This is a genomic window from Bradyrhizobium sp. 1, from assembly GCF_023073315.1.
GTDB lineage: Bacteria > Pseudomonadota > Alphaproteobacteria > Rhizobiales > Xanthobacteraceae > Bradyrhizobium.
In genome coordinates, this window is sequence record NZ_JADPJH010000039.1 from 1 (window position 1) to 17,576 (window position 17,576).

A 17,576-nucleotide genomic window follows, 5' to 3' on the forward strand; every position below is an offset into this window, starting at 1 on the left:
CCCGAAATCCAACATTCTTGCCCAGCCTCGTCGGGCAAAACACCCATCCGGCGGGTCAATCCACGCCCTCTAAAATATTCTACTTTACCGAAATTCGACTTTGGCCTATTCATCTCGCACCTCATCCCGGTCAGAGGGGCGTATCGCGATCGTCACGAAACGTGGGATGAGCTGCGGTGGACGCTAGTCACATCGGCGCGAAGGGCTTCGCAGGGCGGGCAACCGTGAGTGAAAGGCCTCGCGCACACGACCGGTGTGATCTGCGTACGGCAAAACCGTGTCGTCCTGGCGCCCGGGGTCTGTGCGCCAAGTCTTGCGGTGATGTGGCGGCCCGACCGGGTGCGCGCATCAGTCATCCGCAAGGCGACGGGGGCAATAGTGCATCGCTCCCCGGGGAGAGCTCGGCATAAGCCGTCAAACCACTGCGCAGGGAAGGCCGGTTGTTTGGCTTCACCTGTATGCCGCTGTGCAAGCCTCTTGTAGCGCAAACTCCGCACAGTGGACCGCGGGTGCCAGCCGGCACCCGGTCTTCCCTGCGCCCTCTGACAAAGGAGGGTGATGAGACAAAGCAAAGCTCGGGCGAGATAAGCCGCGAGGATGCCAAGGTGTGTCTGCGTGTTGAGATGTGGACTGGTGGAGAGAGTGGCGCGTCAAATCCCGGTCTCGTGCCCCGGACGCAGCGCAGCGTCACTTCGACGGTGCGCTGCAGAGCCGGGGCCCATCTCTCTGAGCAATCGTTGCGGCATGGGTCCCGGCTCCGCGCAGCAACGTTTCACGTTGCAGCGCGTCCGGGACACGAGAGCGGAGCGAACAGAAAGCGGTCTTGCCGAATGCTCCGTCCACTTCGTCTCAAATTACAACTCGCACGTGCAAGAAGTCTTGATCGGCGGTGATCTAGAGGTGATCACTCGCCTTGAACGCCGGCCTGAGCCGCCGCGACCAATCCAGAGAGTGCACAAGGATCAGTGGAACGTGATCGTAGCTCCTCTTTCTAAAGCACCAAAATGGTGCTTTAGTGCTTTCCATGAGCCAGTCGCCCCGAAACGCGCCGTCCGCGCTGCGTTACAGGCTTGCCCCTGACCCGGCCGCCAAGGCCGCCATGGAGGCAACGTTCAGGGCTTATGACCGCATGATGGAGATCCTCGACGAAGTCGCGCGGAGCCACAATGTGGGCTCCAACGTCGTCCTGCTGCATGCCCATGCTTATGAGCCGATCCGGAAAGAAACCGCACTGCCGTCGCGGCTGGTGACGCTGGGCCTGCGCGACCGTGCCGACTATCGCGCAGCCCAGGGGCGGCGCCTGCCGCTCGACGACAAGCTCGCCAAGATCAAGGGCCCCGCCACCATTTCGATTTCCACCGTGCAAGGGCGCTTCAGCGTGCCCTTCGACTACGCCGGCTATGCCGAGGGCTGGGGGCAGAGCGTGCCCGCGCACCTCATCCGCACCGACGACGGTTTCGAAGTTCACTACGGCGTCACGCCGAATAGTCTGCCAGAGGAGGAGAACGCTATGGATACCATCGCTGCCGCTCCCGAGAACTTCCTGTCGCGGGTCGGGCGCCTGATCGCAGGGATCGCCTACGACGCGATCGAGCAGGCGGAAGGCAAGAACAAGCTCGGGGTGGTCGGACAGGCCATCCGCGAGATCGAGCGTGCCGAGGTCGAGGCGCGCGAGGCGCTCGCATTGGCGCGGGCCGAAGAATACCGCCTTAACGCGCGCCGCACCGAGATCGAACGCGAGATGACCGATCTCGCGCCCAAGATCGAGGGGGCGATCGCTGATAGCCGCGACGATCTCGCCCGCGCCGGCATCGCGCGGCAGATGGATCTCGAGGCGCAGTTCGAGGTGCTCTCCCGCGCCATCGACGAGAACAACGAGAAGATCGAGCAATGCGTCACTTCGCTGCGCGCGGTGCTGTCGGCGCTGCAGGATGCCGAGCAGCGCCGCACCGATCTCGCAAAGAGCGAGGCGGCCGCAAGCCACCAGGCCTCGACGTCACCGCGGAAGCCCGGCGGCACCTCGGCAGCGGCGAAGGCGCTGCGTGCGGGCAGGGCGGTGGCGCGCGCCACCGGCGTGCCGCAGGGCATTTCGTATTCGAGCGACATCGACGAGCTCAGCACGTTGCATCGCGACAAGGAGATTGCAGCGAGGCTGGCGCGGTTGAAGTCGCGCCCCTGAGTCATGCATCATGAGCGCTTTGCTCGAACACGTGATGTCGCCGGAGGTCAGGCCGTTCGCGATCGCGGCGGCCATGATCCTCATCGTCGGCTCGATCGAAGTGGTCTCGATGCTGATCGGGGCCTCGCTGAGCGAGATGCTCGGCACCAGCATCGATTTCAGTCACCCCAGCGACAATGGGGTGATCAACGCCATTTCCTGGATCAATGTCGGCGGCGTCCCGCTGCTGATCTTCCTGTTGCTGGTGCTCGGCGCGTTTTCGATCACCGGCTTCCTGATCCAGGACGTCGCGCGGATGGTCGCCGGCCCCTTGCCGGCAAGCATCGCCTCGATCGGGGCTGTCGCTGTGTCGGTCCCGCTCGTTCGCTCCGCCAGTGGCGCCATCGCGCGGATCATCCCCAAGGATGAAAGCTACGTCGTCGGCCTCGGCGATCTCGTCGGTCGCGTCGGCGAGGTCGTCATCGGTCCCCTCGACCAGGGGCCGCCCGGCCGCGTCAGCGTCGCTGACATCCATGGCAACCGCCACTTCGTCTGGGCGGTCGCCGCGCCGTCGTCATCGCCCCTGCCGCAGGGAACAATGGTGCTGCTGGTCGATCGCGCCGGCACCCGTTTCGTCGCGGTGAAGGCCGAGGATGAACTCAAACCGTCGAAACCACCTCTAAGCAGCAGTTAAGTCATTTATCGGAGAAAGTCATGTTCGACATCGCAGTCCCGGCCATGATCGGCGTCGCGCTGATCGTCGTTTTGGGCATCGTCTTCACCATTCTCTACAAGCGCGCCACGCGCGACGAGGCCTTCGTGCGTACCGGCCTTGGCGGCAAGAAGGTCGTGCTCGACGGCGGCGCCATGATCCTGCCGATCTTCCACTCCTATGCCAGCGTCAATCTGAAGACGCTGCGGCTCACCGTCGAGCGCAAGGAGCGGGAATCCCTGATCACCAGGGATCGCCTGCGCGTCGACATCGTCGCGGAGTTCTACGTGCGCGTCCGCCCCGACGATGAGAGCATTGCGCTGGCAAGCCAGACGCTCGGCGCGCTGACCAACGATGCGGAAGCCCTGCGCAACCAGGTCGAGGCGAAATTCGTCGACGGCCTGCGCTCGGTGGCGGCGACCATGAGCATCCTCGAGCTTCAGGAGAAACGCTCCGACTTCGTCAAGCACGTGCAGGCCACGGTCGAGTCCGATGTGAAATCGAACGGGCTCGAACTTGAATCGGTGTCGCTGACCAAACTCGATCAGACCGACGTCAAATTCTTCAACCCGGAGAACTTCTTCGACGCCGAGGGTCTCACTCAGCTCAAGACCGTCACCGAAACCCGCCGGCGCGACCGCAACGCCATCGTGCGCGACAACGAGGTGGCAATCGCGCAGAAGGATCTCGAGGCGCGGCAGCAGACCCTGACCATCGAGCGCACCAAGAAGGAGGCCGAGCTGTCGCAGGAGCGCGACATCGCCAACAAGACCGCGAGCACCCGCGCCGAGGTCGCAACCGCCACGCAAACCGCGCGCCTGACCGAGGAGAACGCCCGCATCGATACCGACCGCGCCGTTGCCGAGAAGGAGGCGGGCGCCAAGCAGGTCAAGGAGACCGCAGTGATCGAGTCGGATCTCGCCATCAACAAGCGCAAGACCGACGCCCAGCGCGAGATCCAGATCGCGACGCAGGAGAACGAGATCCAGATCGCAGCCAAGAGCAAGACGACATCCGAAGCCGTTGCCGAAGCCAAGACGGCGGAAGCCTTGGCCGTCTCCGCGGAGGAAAAGGTCGTGACCGCGCGCGCCGTCGAGGTCGCCGATCGTGCCCGTCTCACCCAGGTGCTCGCCGCGCGGACCGAGGCCGAGCGGAAGTCGACCGAACTGATCGTCGCGGCCGAAGCCGAGAAGAAGGCCTCGCTCGATCGTGCCGAGGCCGTCAAGACGCTGGCAACAGCCGAAGCCGAATCGAACAAGATCAAGGCGGTCGGTGTCAGGAACATCGGCGAGGCCGAAGCCGCAATCATCACGCTCAAGAACGAGGCGCAGAACAAGCTCGGCGCCAACGTCATCGATTTCGAGATCGCCAAGAAGCGGATCGAGATCATGCCCTCGGCGCTGGCCGAGATGGTCAGACCGATCGCCAACCTCAAGGACGTCCGCATCCTCCACACGGGCGGCGCGTTCGGCGGCAATGGCGCAGGCGGTGGCAATGTCGGCTTCGGCGAAGGCCTGGCCGGCGAGCTCCTCAAGGTGCACGCGCTGCGTCCGATGATCGACGAGATCCTGCGCCAGAGCGGTTTTGCGCCCGGCGACGATCCCGTGAAGACGTTGGTCAATGCCGCGACGGGGAAGAGCAATGGTGCCGCGGTGCCCGCGCCCGCGCCGGAGAAACCAAACACCGCCGATCTATGAATGCCGGTTCATTGCTGCGGAGAATTCGGATCGATATGAACTGGCTTGTTGCGCGTCTCGCGTCGCGCAACAAGCCGGCGTGCGGATCGATGGCGTGTTGAACCTCTCGATCCGGCGCCGGACGAATTCTTCAAGGCAGCGCCATTTGTTGCCGCGGCGCCTGCGCCGATCGACGTCAGGCGCCGGAGCCTGTTTCGATCGGGAGATTTTCAAATGAAGTATTTTCTGTCTGGACTGCTCGCGATTGGACTTGCGATTGCCGCCACGCCGTCATTCGCGGCTGACGCCCGCAACGTCACCGTCGTCAACGAGACCGGCTATGCCATCAAATTCCTGGGCTTCAACGCGCCCAACGACGGCATGGACGAATGGGACAACGAGCTCGACAAGGTTTTGCAGAATCAGGCCAGCACCTATGTCGAGTTCGACGAGGACGATGAGGGCTGCGTCTGGAACATCCGCGTCGATTGGCAGAACTATGACGAGACCGTGCTCTGGAAGAACGTCAACCTCTGCAAGATGACCGCGCTTCGGTTGCGCTACGACCCCGGCACCAAGACCACGTCTTTCACCGCCGAATAGTTGCGACGCTCATGACCGGAGGAGGGGCCGCCAAGACCTTCAGGAAGGCCCTTCCTCGATGCGTTGCGGACGATGGCGAATTCGTCCTTTGCAAGCGCAACCGGCTTTGTTATACGCAGCCGCGCGCGAACGATCGGTTCGCCTTTTCCTCGGTAGCTCAGCGGTAGAGCATCCGACTGTTAATCGGATGGTCGCAGGTTCGAATCCTGCCCGGGGAGCCAAATTCCGCTTATAATTCAATAGTTTGAGATCGCGTCCTGATGTGGCGCGCGATGCCGTTCGAGCAGGCTCTTAACGGTTGCCCACGCAATCTACCGCAGAATCGCGTTCAAGCAGATGTGTACGCCGGCGGCTTCGCCACCGCGCGGACGGCACCAAATCGACTCAATTCAAATCGAGCTTCACCAACGCCGGATCATTACGGAGCTGATTCCCATGCCCGACACCCAGATCGACCGTGTCCAACTGGCTCCCTCGATTCTGCCGGCCGACATTCCCGAGCTCAGCGACGATCAATGCCTCGCCTGCCTCAAGCGTGCGGTCGAGACACCCGATTCGGCGAGGCTGGATGAGGTCGCCGCCCTGATCGGCCGCCTTGCGGTGACGATCGAATAATCCATCCCGCTCCCTGATGCGGCGAGTTGCGGATTCGCTGGCCGGCAAAGGCCAACGGCCATGTTGCGTTTTCGCCGGGCATGTTCCAAAGATGCCGCCAACTCAATCTCAGCGGCATCGTCCGCGTTTCAGGGTCCGCAAATGTCCGGTTTCTCGACCGCGCGCCTCAAAATGGTCGATGGCCAGGTGCGCACCAGTGACGTCACCGATCGCAATGTTCTCGACGCCATGCTCGCGGTTCCGCGCGAGGCCTTCGTGCCCGCGAGCCGACAGGCCCTGGCCTATCTCGACCTCGATCTCGATGTGAGCGAGAGCGGCGCCAAGCGCTTCCTGATCAAACCGCAGCTGACCGGCAAGCTGCTCCAGGCCGCCGAGATCGGCGAGGGCGACAACGTGCTGGTGGTCGGCTGCGCCACGGGCTATCTCGCCGCGCTGGCGGCAAAGCTTGCGCGCCAGGTCACCGCGACGGAGTGCGATTCGGTGCTGGCCGCAAAGGCCAAGGACGCTTGTGCGAGCCTTGGGCTCACCAACGTCACTTGCAAGGCCGCAGCCTGCGCCGAGGGTGATTTGTCTGCCGCTCCCTATGACGTGATCATCCTCAATGGCGCCGCCGAGGTGACGCCGGAGGGGCTGCTCGGGCAGCTCAAAGAGGGCGGGCGTCTGGTCGGGGTGTCTGCCGAATCCAAGCCACCGCGGGCCATGATCGTGACCCATACCCACGGCGAATTCGGCCATCGGGCGCTGTTCGATGCCGCAGCCCCGGTCCTTCCCGGGCTGGAACGGGCCGCCGCCTTCGTCTTCTGACGGCCCGATTGGCGACTTTGGCCTGTTAAAATCCCGTTCTGAATCAGAAGTGTGGCCGGGATGCTGCACGTGAAGAGTTTCCACTGGGAACTACCTTGAGGTAGTTCCGTCGCGCTCGTCCGCGTCCTATGTTGCGGCGGGGCAACGACTCCACTGGTCGACGGTAACCCAGCTCGCGGGCACGAGCCGGGCGTTAGAATGAACGGAATTTCAGGGATGCATGGGGTGAAGCTCTTCACCGGAGCTGCTGTTTCGGTCCTGTTGCTGGCGCTTGCAGGGCCGACGCCTGCCTTGGCGGATACGATCGAGGCGGCGCTGGTGCGCGCCTATCAGAACAATCCGCAGCTCAACGCGCAGCGCGCCCAGGTGCGCTCGACCGACGAGAACGTGCCGCAGGCGCTGTCGGGCTACCGGCCCAAGGTCGGGCTCAGCCTCAGCTCCGGGTCTCAATATCAGGATATCCAACAGCAGCAGAAGGGCACGACGATCCACAGCAACGGCGGTCCGGGTTCACCCGAGCCCCTTCAGCCCAACAGCGCCAGCCTGACCATCAACCAGACGCTCTACAACGGCAATCAGACCGCCAACAGGACGCGCGTGGCGGAGAGCCAGGTCTCGGGATCCCGCGAGGCGTTGCGCGTGCTTGAGCAGACGGTCTTGCTGCAGGCTGCCACGAGCTACATGGACTATTTGCGTGACGCGGCAACGCTCGAAGTTCAGCGCAGTAACGTGCGCGTGCTCGAACAGACGCTCAAGCAAACGCGCGATCGCTTCAATGTCGGCGAAGTCACGCGCACCGACGTGGCGCAATCCGAAGCGCAGCTGGCTGCCGGCAGGACCCAGGCCCTGACCGCCGAATCGAATCTCACGACGACGCGCGCGAACTTCCGCCGGATCATCGGCAACGAGCCGTCGAACCTCGCTCCAGGCTCGCCGGTCGATCGCTTCCTGCCCGGGACGATCGCCTCCGCGGTCAATCTGAGCCTGGTGGAGAACCCCAACGTCACGGCTTCGATGTTCGGCATCGACGTCAACTATCTCCAGGTCAAGATCAACGAGGGCGCACTGCTGCCGACGGTTACGCTCCAGGCCGGCATCACCCAGTCGTACCAGCAGACCCTGACGGTCTTCCGTACGACGACTGCGTCCGCCATCGCGACAGCCTCCGTGCCGATCTATCAGGGCGGTGCGGAATATGCGCTGATCCGTCAATCGAAAGAGAATCTGGCGCAGCAGCGCCTGAATCTCGAAACCACCCGCGATCAGACCCGCGCCAATGTCGTGCAGGCCTGGGGGCAGCTGGAAGCCGGCAAGGCGCAGGTGAAGTCCGCGCAGGCGCAGGTCACGGCCTCCGAAATCGCGCTGAACGGCGTGCGCGAAGAAGCCAAGGCCGGCCAGCGCACCACGCTCGACGTGCTCAATGCGCAGCAGGCGCTGGTGAACGCGCGCGTTGCGCTCGTCACGGCCCAGCATGATCGCGTGGTGGCGTCCTATTCGGTGCTCAACGCCGTTGGCCGTCTCGCACCGACGGTGCTTGGCCTTAACACTACGGTCTACGATCCCAGCGTGCACTACCAGCAGGTCCGCGACAGCTGGGCCGGCGTGCGGATACCTGACGGACGCTAAAGTCCCGTAGTGATCCGGTCGGCCTCGCAAACAGCCGAGGCCGACCAGCGCTTTGCTTGCATTCATCAAAATCCCTGACATAGCCTTGCCTAGAAGATGCGGGTCGATTCGCCCCGCATCCGATGCCGTGTGCGTAAAGCTTGAGTGCCGAGGGCAGGGGCGCACCGCCGCACGTTGAGCCGTGAACTGGGGACAAGTCGGGCCGCCGCGACGAAAATGTCGGGGCGTCCGTTGCGGAACCGGCCAATCCTGTCGTGCTTGGTGTAAAACAACGCATGCGAGGGCGTTGATGATGTGGAGTCGGAGATGACGCAGCCTGCAAAGGTCACAGAACCCTCGATGGAGGAGATTCTGGCCTCGATCCGGCGCATCATTGCCGACGATGAGGCCAAGCCGCCGCCGGCCGAAGCCGCCAAGCCCGCGCCAACGCCCGCCGCGGCTGCGCCAAAACCGCAGGCGATGAACGACATTCCGCCTTCGAAGGTTGCTTCCGCCGCCAAGCCTGCCGCCGAGAAGCCCGCGCCACCGCCGGCAGCAAAGCCCGCTCCGGCGCCGCCGCCACCCGCACCCGCGGCGGATGCATCCAACAACCAGGACGATATCGACGCCCTGCTGGCAGGGCTCGACACAGCCACGTCGGCGCCTGAGGTCCGCGCTCCGGAACCCGAGCCGGAGCCGGAACCCGACGTGCTCGAATTGACCGACGAGATGGCCGTGGACCCGGAGCCGACACCGGCCCCGCCGCCGCCGAGCTTCCGCAAGGTCGAGCCTCGCGACGATCTCGAATTCGCCGAATCGCCGCCGCCGCGCCCCACGCCGCCGCCGTCATACGCGCCTGTCGATTTCGATGCTCCGCCGATGCCGCCGCAACAGCCGATCCTGGCGCAATCGACGGTCTCCGCGGTCGAATCGGCCTTCAACTCCCTGGCCCATACGGTGCTCAGCAGCAACGCGCGGACGCTGGAGGATCTGGTCAAGGAGATGCTGCGCCCGATGCTGAAATCCTGGCTCGACGACAATTTGCCGGGCCTGGTTGAACGCATCGTGAAGGCCGAAATCGAGCGAGTCTCGCGCGGCGGCAGGTAGGGTGGCCGACCGGCCCCGATAAAGCCCTGCTCCTGTGCCATGCTCGGCCTGCCGGTCGGGCCGAAAAGCCCTTTTGCCGCTGAGCTTTCCGTTGACTTGAGCCCCGCGCGCGGCTTTCTACCAGCCCCATGATCGAGAAAAATTACCAGCCCGCCGATATCGAAGCCCGCATGTCCATCGTGTGGGAGGACAGCCTTGCTTTCAAGGCCGGCCGTCCCGACCGCCGCGACGCTGTGCCCTTCACCATCGTGATCCCGCCGCCGAACGTGACGGGCTCGCTGCACATGGGCCACGCCCTCAACAACACGCTCCAGGACATCCTGTGCCGGTTCGAGCGCATGCGCGGCCGCGACGTGCTGTGGCAGCCCGGGACCGACCATGCCGGCATCGCCACCCAGATGGTGGTCGAGCGGCAGCTGATGGAGCGCCAGCAGCCTGGCCGCCGCGAGATGGGCCGCGAGAAGTTTCTGGAGCGGGTCTGGCAGTGGAAAGCCGAGAGCGGCGACACCATCATCAACCAGCTCAAGCGGCTCGGCGCCTCCTGCGACTGGTCGCGCGAACGCTTCACCATGGACGAGGGCCTGTCCAAGGCCGTCATCAAGGTGTTCGTCGAGCTGCACCGCGACGGCCTGATCTACAAGGACAAGCGGCTGGTGAACTGGGACACCAAGCTCTTGACCGCGATCTCCGATCTCGAAGTGCAGCAGACCGAGATGAAGGGGCACCTCTGGTATCTGCGCTATCCGATCGAGGGTCAAACATTCAACCCCGAGGATCCCTCGACCTTTATCGTGGTCGCCACCACGCGCCCCGAGACCATGCTCGGCGATACCGGCGTTGCCGTGCATCCCGAGGACGAGCGCTACCAGAAGCTTGTCGGCAAGAACATCATCCTGCCGCTGGTCGGCCGCAAGGTTAAGATCGTCGCCGACGACTATTCCGACCCGGAAAAGGGCTCGGGCGCGGTCAAGGTGACGCCGGCGCACGACTTCAACGACTTCGAGGTCGGCAATCGCCACGGCCTGCGCCGCATCAGCGTGCTCGACAAGGAAGGTTGCCTCGATCTCATCGACAATGAGGATTATCTGCGGGGCCTGCCGGAAGGCGCTTCGCAATTCGCCGAAGAGTTTCACGGCGTCGACCGCTTCGCCGCGCGCAAGCGCATCGTCGAGCGGCTGGAGTCTTTCGGCTTCGTCGAGCGGATCGAGCCGCACACCAACATGGTGCCGCATGGCGACCGTTCGGGCACGGTGATCGAGCCTTATCTCACCGATCAGTGGTACGTCGACGCCAAGACGCTGGCGAAGCCCGCGATGGCGGCGGTGCGTTCGGGCGAAACGACGTTTGTGCCGAAGAACTGGGAAAAGACCTATTTCGAGTGGATGGAGAACATCCAGCCCTGGTGCATCTCGCGCCAGCTCTGGTGGGGCCATCAAATCCCGGCCTGGTACGGACCTGACGGCAAGGTGTTCGTCGCCGAGACGGAGGAAGAGGCTGTCAGCCACGCGCTCGGCTATTACGTCGAGCAGGAGGTCATCACGGTCGAGCAGGGCCGCGAGATGGCGCTCGACCGCAACAAGCGCGAAGGCTTCATCACGCGCGACGAAGACGTGCTCGACACCTGGTTCTCCTCGGCGCTGTGGCCTTTCTCGACGCTCGGCTGGCCCGAAGATGCGCCGGAGGTGAAGCGCTACTATCCGACCAATGTGCTGGTGACCGGTTTCGACATCATCTTCTTCTGGGTCGCCCGGATGATGATGATGGGCCTGCACTTTATGAAGGAGGTGCCGTTCTCGACGGTCTACATCCACGCCCTCGTCCGCGACGAGAAGGGCGCCAAGATGTCGAAGTCGAAGGGCAACGTCATCGACCCGCTCAACCTGATCGACGAATATGGTGCGGACGCGCTGCGCTTCACGCTGGCAGCGATGGCAGCGCAGGGCCGCGACATCAAGCTCGCCACCAGCCGCGTCGAGGGCTACCGCAATTTCGCGACCAAGCTGTGGAATGCTTGCCGTTTCGCGGAGATGAACCATTGCGCCGTGCCGGATGGGTTCAATCCGGACGGGGCAAATGAGACAATAAATAAGTGGATCGCACATGAAGTGTCGAGTGCCCAACTCGATATAGCGGACGCCATCAAGGCTTATCGCTTCAACGATGCGGCAAACGCCATCTATAGGTTCGTCTGGAACGTTTACTGCGATTGGTACGTGGAGCTCGCAAAACCCGTGCTGCTCGGCGAGGACGGACCGGCTAAGAGCGAAACCCGCGCAATGATCGCCTGGGCGCGGGATCAGATTTTGAAGTTGCTTCACCCATTCATGCCCTTCATCACCGAGGAGCTCTGGGAGGTGACGGCAAAACGCGACAACGTTCTTGCCCTCACTGAGTGGCCCTCTGGACCGGGCGCGTTCAGTCCGCAAGCTGAGAACGAGATCGGATGGGTAATTGAGGTGATCTCTGCTATTCGGTCTGTTCGAGCGGAAATGAGTGTGACAGTTCCAATTCCATTGGTTCTGGCTCGGACATCCGATCAGATATGGGAGAGGGCGCAACGCTGGTCCGAGTTTCTGAAACGGATGGCGCGAGTATCCGACATTACCCGGACGCACGAGTACCCGTCTGGTGCGATACAACTCGTCGTTCGAAATGAGACCATCGGCTTGAACCTGAAGGGGTTGGTCGACGTCGCTGCCGAGCGCGCGCGTCTCGACAAGGAGATCGGCAAGGCCGACGCCGACATCAAGCGCGCCGAGTCCAAGCTGGCCAACGAGAAGTTCGTTGCCAACGCGGCCGAGGAAGTGGTCGAGGAGGAGCGCGAAAAGCGCGAGGCGGCGCTGGCCCGCAGGGCCAAGCTGCTCGAGGCGCTGGAGCGATTGAAGCAGGCCACCTAGGCCTCTTGGGCCTATTTCGGAAACGGCTTGCTGAGGAATTTCGAGCCCCTGACGCCATAGCGCCAGGGCAGCTCGACGGCCTTGGTGATGCCGATCCGGATGCCGGCCACCACCTCCACATCCTCCGTCCGCGCATGCAGCGCGATCGGCGGCCGATCCAGCGGCAGAGTGTTGTGCGCGATGGTGATGCCAAGGGCTTCGGTCAGCTTGCCCGGGCCCGAGCACAGCGCATGCACATCGACCGCGTGGCGTCGGCGGCGCATCGCGGCGAGGCCATGCGTCGGCTCCAGCGCGCGGATCAGCACGGCGGCGGCCGAGCCTTCCTCCTCGCAGACGAAGTTCACGCACCAGTGGATGCCGTAGGAGCGGTAGACATAGGCAAAGCCGGGCGGGCCGAACATGATCTGGTTCCGCGGCGTCGGGCCGTTGTAGGAATGGGCGGCCGGCTCGGTATGATGATAGGCCTCGACCTCGACGATGATGCCGCCGACGCCATCGACCAGCATGGTCGCGCCGATCAAATCGGGCGCGACCTCCCTGACGTCGCGGTTGAAGAAGGCGCGCTTCAGGGCTTTGCCGAGCCGCGGCGTGGAGGCTTTCGAGACTGGAGCCATTCGAGGTGAGAATCGCCTGAGAACAGAGCAGGATAATGCCCATATCTGCCATGTTCCCTGAAGCGGCGCGAGCCGGGTTGCAGCAGGCCAGCAGACCGATTAGGTAGGACCTGAACAGACCGGACAGCCCATGGTCGTTATTGTCGACACTATCTCGAACCCGTTGCGCCCGCGTCACCCGGAAAAGGTGAACCGCCCTGACTCCGCTTCGCCGCCGAAGCCGGACTGGATCCGCGTGCGCGCACCCAACACCCGCGGCTATGCCGAGACCCGCAACATCGTGCGCGCCAACGGCCTGCACACGGTGTGCGAGGAGGCGGGCTGCCCGAATATCGGCGAGTGCTGGGACAAGAAGCACGCGACCTTCATGATCATGGGTGACACCTGCACCCGGGCCTGCGCCTTCTGCAACGTCAAGACCGGCATGCCCAATGCGCTGGATGTGGCCGAGCCTGAGAATGTCGCCGAGGCCGTGGCCAAGCTCGGGCTGGCGCACGTCGTCATCACCTCCGTCGACCGCGACGATCTCGCCGATGGCGGCGCCGAGCACTTTGCCCAGACCATCCGCGCGATCCGGGCCGCGTGCCCCACGACCACGATCGAGATCCTGACGCCGGACTTCCTGCGCAAGGATGGTGCGCTCGAAATCGTCGTTGCTGCGAGGCCCGACGTCTTCAACCACAATCTCGAAACCGTGCCGTCGCGCTATCTCACGGTGCGGCCCGGCGCGCGCTATTTCCACTCGATCCGGCTGCTGCAACGGGTCAAGGAGCTCGACCCCACCATCTTCACCAAGTCCGGCATCATGGTCGGCCTCGGCGAGGAGCGCCACGAGGTGCAGCAGGTGATGGACGATCTGCGCTCGGGCGACGTCGACTTCCTCACCATCGGCCAGTATCTCCAGCCGACCCGCAAGCACCACGCCGTCATGCGTTACGTGCCGCCGGACGAGTTCGCCTCGTATGAAAAGGTCGCTTACACCAAGGGCTTCCTGATGGTGTCGGCGAGCCCGCTCACCCGCTCGTCGCATCATGCCGGCGAAGACTTTGCGAGACTGAAGGCCGCCCGGGCCGCGACTGCCCGCTGAACCACGATGCCAAAATTTTCGAGCAAGCGCCGTGTCCATCACAGCGCACCCAGGATGTTTGATCTGGTCGCCGACGTCGAGCGCTATCCGGAATTCGTGCCGCTGTGCAGCGCGCTGAAGATCCGCCAGCGCATGGCGAAGCCCGACGGCACCGAGGTGCTGGTTGCCGACATGACGGTGTCGTTCAAGCTGGTCAAGGAATCCTTCACCAGCCGCGTGACGCTCGATCGCGCCAATCTGAATATCCTGGTCGAATATCTGCAAGGTCCGTTCAGCAACCTCGAAAACCGCTGGACGTTCGAGTCCAAGGGAGACGACGTCTGCGACGTCGGCTTCTTCCTCGCCTATGAGTTCAAGAGCCGCATGCTGGCGATGCTGATGGGCTCGATGTTCGATGCCGCGTTTGCGCGGTTCTCAATTGCGTTTGAAAAGCGCGCCGATGCGATCTACGGCCGGCCGAAGCTGGCGTCGTCGTAGGGGTCGTTACTCTCGTGTCCCGGACGCGCTGCGTCCGGGGCACGAGCCGTCTTTAATCCACCGCCTTCACCACATCCGGCGGCTGCGAAGCGTAATACGCCGCGGCCGCCTCGATCTCCTGCGGCGTCATTGCGCGCGCGATGTTGCGCATCTGCTGGCTGATATCGTTGCGGCGCTCGCTTGAGGCAAACGCCTGGAGCTGGGCCTTCATGTAGGCCTCGGACTGTCCCTCCAGCCACGGGCTGCCGGTCTTGTTGTCGAGGCTGCCATGGCAGGCGCCGCAGGGCGCGATCCCACGCATCGGCGCGCCGTAGATGACGATGTTGGGCTTTGGCAATTGCGGCGTCGGATGATAGGCCGGCAGCCGCGGCAGATAAGCGTAATAGTTGGAGAGATCCGCGATCTCCTGATCCGTCAGATTGACGGCGAACGGCGACATCACCGCATTGGTGCGCGCGCCGGAGCGGAAATCGTGCAACTCCTTGTAGATCACGGCGGCATATTGCCCGGCGAGGTTCGGTGAGTCCGCGCGGCTGATGCCGGTCGGGCCGTGGCAGATCGCGCAGCGCTGCGCCAGCGTGGCGCCGCGGCCGATCGCCTCCTGGCTCGGACGCGACAGCGTGCGCGAGGTCAGCACGACCTCCGACAGGCGTTTTGCCTGTTCGGGCGCCGTGACGCTTGTCGCGCGTTGCGGCACCCCGGCAGCGCTGCAAATCGCGTCCCAGACGTTGGCGAATTGAACCCAGGGCTGCGCGAAGGGCAGCACGATGAAGCCGGCAATCCCCGTCACGACGAGGATGCCGGCGATGACGCCCACGCCGATCGTGAAATGCCGATTGCTGAACGTGAAGAGGTCGCGCGTGCTCATCACTGCGCTCCCACATAGACGGCCGGCACCGACGTGCCCGCGCCCAGCGCCAGATTCAGGATCGGATAGCCGTAATTGGTGATCGTGAGGACGATCATCAACGCCACCCACAGCGCGTGCGTGTTGAGCGCCACCGGCACGGTCTTCGACTGATGCACGGCGATCGCAAAGCGGTAGGGGCCGGCATCAACCCGAGGTGCACGCATGCCACGGGCCAGGATGACGATGAACATGATGCCCGAGGTCAGCAGGATGAAGCCGCCAATGGCGGAGAAGGTGACCGAGAGCGCCTGCGGCGCGATCGCGGGATCGCCGAAATCGAAATAGGCCATGCGCCGCGGCATGCCCAAAATGCCGACCCAGTGCCACGGGAACGTGGTGACGATCATGCCGATGAACCACAGCCAGAGCTGGGTCCGGATCAGGCGGACATCGATCAGTTCGCGACCGGTCAGGTGCGGCCACAGATCATAAGCAATCGCGAAGTACATGATCACGATGGCGCCACCGAAAATCAGGTGGAAATGGCCGGTGATCCACTGCGTGTTGTGGATCGACGCGTCGAGCTGATAGCTCATGTTGATGAGGCCGCCTGCGCCGCCGAAGCCGAGCATCACGAACGAGAACGCCAGCGCCAGCATCATCGGATTGTCCCAGGGCAGCGCCCTGATCCACCCGAACAGGCCGCGGCCGCCGCGCAGACGCGCCGCGATCTCGACCGAGGCGCAGATCGTGAACACGGTCAGCAGCGTCGGCAGCGCGACCAGCGCCGTGAAGGCCGAATGGATGAACTTGAAGCCGGCGCCGACCTGTGGGTCGGCGAAAGTGTGATGCATGCCGATCGGCATCGCCACCACCAGGAACAGGATGAAGGAGATCCGCGCCATGCTGTCGGAATAGACCAGGCCGCCGATCGCACGCGGCACGATGGTGTAATAGGCGATGTAGGTCGGCATCAGCCAGAAATAGACGATGGCGTGCAGCGTCCAGGAGAAGAACACGCGCGCCAAGCCGGCATCGATGGTGTTCTTCAATCCTGCCGCGACGGGAATGATCTGGAGCAGCAATTCGAGCGCGGCGCCGACCGCGGTCCACGCCCACAGATAAGAGCCCGCGACATTGGCGTACATCGCCAGCGGCACGGGCGCGCCCGGATGGGCCTTTCGCCAGACGCGCAGATTGACCGACATCAGCGCAACCCAGATCCAGGAGCCGACCACGACCAGCACGACGCCGAGATAGTAGAACACGTTGCCGATCAGCGGCGGATAGAACGTGTAGAGCACCGAGGCGCGACCGAGCGCGATCGGGATCACCGCCATGATGCTGCCGATCACGATCAGCCAGAAGCCGGCCCAGGCCCAGCGCACGCCGACGAGGCGCTGCTCCAGCGCGGACTCGCTGATGGCATAGCCAAAGCCCATCGCGACAAGGGTTGGGAAGACGTAACCCATCACCGTGCCGTGCGCGGTCAGCGAGCGGTAATAGAGCTCGGGATTGGACAGCCACGTGCCGATCGGGCTGCGGATGAACATCTGCCAGGCGCCGAGCGTCAGCGCGACGCCGAACACGGCGAAGGCCAGCCAGAAATGGGCGAGGATGAGCTTCCTATTGACCAACACAGCTCAGCCTCCCGCCGCCCTTCGCACGATCAGCGAAGTCGGTCTTGTCGATCACCTTGACCTTGCCCCACATGCCCTCATGCCCGAACGAGCAAAACTCCTGGCAGGGCATCAGATAGTCGCCCGTCTTCGTGAAGCGCATCAGCTGCTCGGAGATGTAGCCCGGCACCAGCATGGTGTTGACGTTGGTGCCCTGGATCAGGATCCCGTGCACCACGTCGGCGCTGGTGGCGCGCAAGGTGATCGGCGTGTCCGCGGGCACCACGATGCAGGCCGGCGTAAAGGAATATTGCTGGCCGATCGCGCGCACGGTGACATTGCCATTGGCCTCCAGCACGCTGCCGAGATTGCTCTCGACGAACTCGCCGGAGAGATGAATCCGCGAGGGATCGGTGGTCTCGACGCGCGGCTGCGGCATGGTCGCGCGATGAATGCCGGCGAACGCCGCCAGCAGCGCCATCCCCACGACAATGATCACGGCAATGGCAGCCCAGCGCCGCTCGACGCGGGCCGCGACCTCGACGCTGCGATGGGCCTCCTCCGAGCTCATTGCAGCGATCCGCGCGGCAGGAAGACGAACAGATAGAACGCGAACCACATCGCGACCACGCAGGCGGTGGCGATGCCGGCGACCACGATCGCGCCTGACGGTCCCTGTGCCACAACCTCCTCGACGGCCTGGTCGGCGGCGGCTGGGCTGGTCGGCGGATCGGAATTGAACATGACGGTTC

Annotated in this window: 16 protein-coding genes and 1 tRNA gene; 12 read left to right on the forward strand and 5 right to left on the reverse strand. The window is 63.9% G+C overall.

Going from position 1 to position 17,576, the window contains the following annotated elements; all coding sequences use genetic code 11:
• The first annotated feature begins 1,015 nt into the window (after positions 1-1,015).
• The 10 genes from IVB29_RS37105 (at position 1,016) to IVB29_RS37150 (ending at position 12,177) form a co-directional block, all read left to right on the forward strand.
• Positions 1,016-2,179, forward strand: coding sequence for a PspA/IM30 family protein (locus IVB29_RS37105; protein ID WP_247508390.1), 1,164 nt, complete (start codon positions 1,016-1,018; stop codon positions 2,177-2,179).
• A gap of 10 nt (positions 2,180-2,189) precedes the next feature.
• The gene (locus IVB29_RS37110; protein ID WP_247508391.1) at positions 2,190-2,852 is read left to right on the forward strand and encodes an OB-fold-containig protein; all 663 of its coding nucleotides are present in this window, start codon (positions 2,190-2,192) and stop codon (positions 2,850-2,852) included.
• 20 nt (positions 2,853-2,872) lie between these two features.
• Positions 2,873-4,567 carry a flotillin domain-containing protein gene (locus tag IVB29_RS37115; RefSeq protein ID WP_247508392.1) on the forward strand — a complete coding sequence of 565 codons (1,695 nt, stop codon included), beginning with the start codon at positions 2,873-2,875 and terminating at the stop codon, positions 4,565-4,567.
• A 213-nt stretch (positions 4,568-4,780) separates the two neighbouring features.
• Positions 4,781-5,149 carry a hypothetical protein gene (locus IVB29_RS37120; protein ID WP_247508393.1) on the forward strand — a complete coding sequence of 123 codons (369 nt, stop codon included), beginning with the start codon at positions 4,781-4,783 and terminating at the stop codon, positions 5,147-5,149.
• Between the two features lie 146 nt (positions 5,150-5,295).
• Positions 5,296-5,370 (forward strand) — tRNA-Asn (locus IVB29_RS37125).
• A gap of 214 nt (positions 5,371-5,584) precedes the next feature.
• On the forward strand, positions 5,585-5,764 hold the full coding sequence (locus IVB29_RS37130) for a hypothetical protein (RefSeq protein ID WP_247508394.1): 180 nt from the start codon (positions 5,585-5,587) through the stop codon (positions 5,762-5,764).
• A 141-nt stretch (positions 5,765-5,905) separates the two neighbouring features.
• The gene (locus tag IVB29_RS37135) at positions 5,906-6,568 is read left to right on the forward strand and encodes a protein-L-isoaspartate O-methyltransferase (RefSeq protein WP_247508395.1); all 663 of its coding nucleotides are present in this window, start codon (positions 5,906-5,908) and stop codon (positions 6,566-6,568) included.
• A 216-nt stretch (positions 6,569-6,784) separates the two neighbouring features.
• Complete coding sequence (locus tag IVB29_RS37140) at positions 6,785-8,194, forward strand: TolC family outer membrane protein (RefSeq protein ID WP_247508606.1); 1,410 nt, start codon at positions 6,785-6,787, stop codon at positions 8,192-8,194.
• A 306-nt stretch (positions 8,195-8,500) separates the two neighbouring features.
• Positions 8,501-9,280, forward strand: a complete 780-nt coding sequence (locus tag IVB29_RS37145) for a DUF2497 domain-containing protein (RefSeq protein ID WP_247508396.1) — start codon at positions 8,501-8,503, stop codon at positions 9,278-9,280.
• A 128-nt stretch (positions 9,281-9,408) separates the two neighbouring features.
• Entirely contained in the window at positions 9,409-12,177 is a 2,769-nt protein-coding gene (locus tag IVB29_RS37150) for a valine--tRNA ligase (RefSeq protein ID WP_247508397.1), read from the forward strand.
• Positions 12,178-12,188: 11 nt separating this feature from the next.
• Here the strand turns inward: IVB29_RS37150 and IVB29_RS37155 are convergent, their stop codons facing one another.
• Positions 12,189-12,791 (reverse strand): DNA-3-methyladenine glycosylase, encoded by a 603-nt coding sequence (locus IVB29_RS37155; protein WP_247508398.1) that lies wholly within the window; start codon positions 12,789-12,791, stop codon positions 12,189-12,191.
• A 130-nt stretch (positions 12,792-12,921) separates the two neighbouring features.
• On the opposite strand from IVB29_RS37155, the gene lipA reads away from it, so the two are divergent.
• Positions 12,922-13,878, forward strand: coding sequence for a lipoyl synthase (gene lipA, locus IVB29_RS37160; RefSeq protein ID WP_247508399.1), 957 nt, complete (start codon positions 12,922-12,924; stop codon positions 13,876-13,878).
• Positions 13,879-13,884: 6 nt separating this feature from the next.
• Positions 13,885-14,355, forward strand: a complete 471-nt coding sequence (locus IVB29_RS37165) for an SRPBCC family protein (RefSeq protein ID WP_247508400.1) — start codon at positions 13,885-13,887, stop codon at positions 14,353-14,355.
• 52 nt (positions 14,356-14,407) lie between these two features.
• Here the strand turns inward: IVB29_RS37165 and IVB29_RS37170 are convergent, their stop codons facing one another.
• From IVB29_RS37170 to IVB29_RS37185, 4 genes are read right to left on the reverse strand one after another with little or no spacing between them, the layout of a single operon-like run.
• A complete protein-coding gene (locus IVB29_RS37170; RefSeq protein WP_247508401.1) occupies positions 14,408-15,223 on the reverse strand; it encodes a c-type cytochrome in 816 nt (271 codons plus the stop codon).
• Positions 15,223-16,845: a b(o/a)3-type cytochrome-c oxidase subunit 1 gene (locus IVB29_RS37175; protein ID WP_247508402.1), complete on the reverse strand. Its 1,623-nt coding sequence runs from the start codon at positions 16,843-16,845 to the stop codon at positions 15,223-15,225. Before IVB29_RS37175 ends, IVB29_RS37170 begins: the two co-directional genes overlap by 1 nt.
• Complete coding sequence (locus IVB29_RS37180) at positions 16,832-17,395, reverse strand: cytochrome C oxidase subunit II (RefSeq protein WP_247508403.1); 564 nt, start codon at positions 17,393-17,395, stop codon at positions 16,832-16,834. Before IVB29_RS37180 ends, IVB29_RS37175 begins: the two co-directional genes overlap by 14 nt.
• A complete protein-coding gene (locus tag IVB29_RS37185; RefSeq protein WP_007610286.1) occupies positions 17,392-17,568 on the reverse strand; it encodes a hypothetical protein in 177 nt (58 codons plus the stop codon). Before IVB29_RS37185 ends, IVB29_RS37180 begins: the two co-directional genes overlap by 4 nt.
• Positions 17,569-17,576 lie beyond the last annotated feature (8 nt).

Coding starts and splice junctions, on each gene's coding strand:
- IVB29_RS37130 (WP_247508394.1), top strand. CDS start 5,585: ATGCCCGACACCCAGATCGACCGTGTCCAACTGGCTCCCTCGATTCTG.
- lipA (WP_247508399.1), top strand. CDS start 12,922: ATGGTCGTTATTGTCGACACTATCTCGAACCCGTTGCGCCCGCGTCAC.
- IVB29_RS37155 (WP_247508398.1), bottom strand. CDS start 12,791: ATGGCTCCAGTCTCGAAAGCCTCCACGCCGCGGCTCGGCAAAGCCCTG.
- IVB29_RS37185 (WP_007610286.1), bottom strand. CDS start 17,568: ATGTTCAATTCCGATCCGCCGACCAGCCCAGCCGCCGCCGACCAGGCC.
- IVB29_RS37115 (WP_247508392.1), top strand. CDS start 2,873: ATGTTCGACATCGCAGTCCCGGCCATGATCGGCGTCGCGCTGATCGTC.
- IVB29_RS37120 (WP_247508393.1), top strand. CDS start 4,781: ATGAAGTATTTTCTGTCTGGACTGCTCGCGATTGGACTTGCGATTGCC.
- IVB29_RS37110 (WP_247508391.1), top strand. CDS start 2,190: ATGAGCGCTTTGCTCGAACACGTGATGTCGCCGGAGGTCAGGCCGTTC.
- IVB29_RS37150 (WP_247508397.1), top strand. CDS start 9,409: ATGATCGAGAAAAATTACCAGCCCGCCGATATCGAAGCCCGCATGTCC.
- IVB29_RS37140 (WP_247508606.1), top strand. CDS start 6,785: ATGCATGGGGTGAAGCTCTTCACCGGAGCTGCTGTTTCGGTCCTGTTG.
- IVB29_RS37170 (WP_247508401.1), bottom strand. CDS start 15,223: ATGAGCACGCGCGACCTCTTCACGTTCAGCAATCGGCATTTCACGATC.
- IVB29_RS37145 (WP_247508396.1), top strand. CDS start 8,501: ATGACGCAGCCTGCAAAGGTCACAGAACCCTCGATGGAGGAGATTCTG.
- IVB29_RS37135 (WP_247508395.1), top strand. CDS start 5,906: ATGTCCGGTTTCTCGACCGCGCGCCTCAAAATGGTCGATGGCCAGGTG.
- IVB29_RS37165 (WP_247508400.1), top strand. CDS start 13,885: ATGCCAAAATTTTCGAGCAAGCGCCGTGTCCATCACAGCGCACCCAGG.
- IVB29_RS37180 (WP_247508403.1), bottom strand. CDS start 17,395: ATGAGCTCGGAGGAGGCCCATCGCAGCGTCGAGGTCGCGGCCCGCGTC.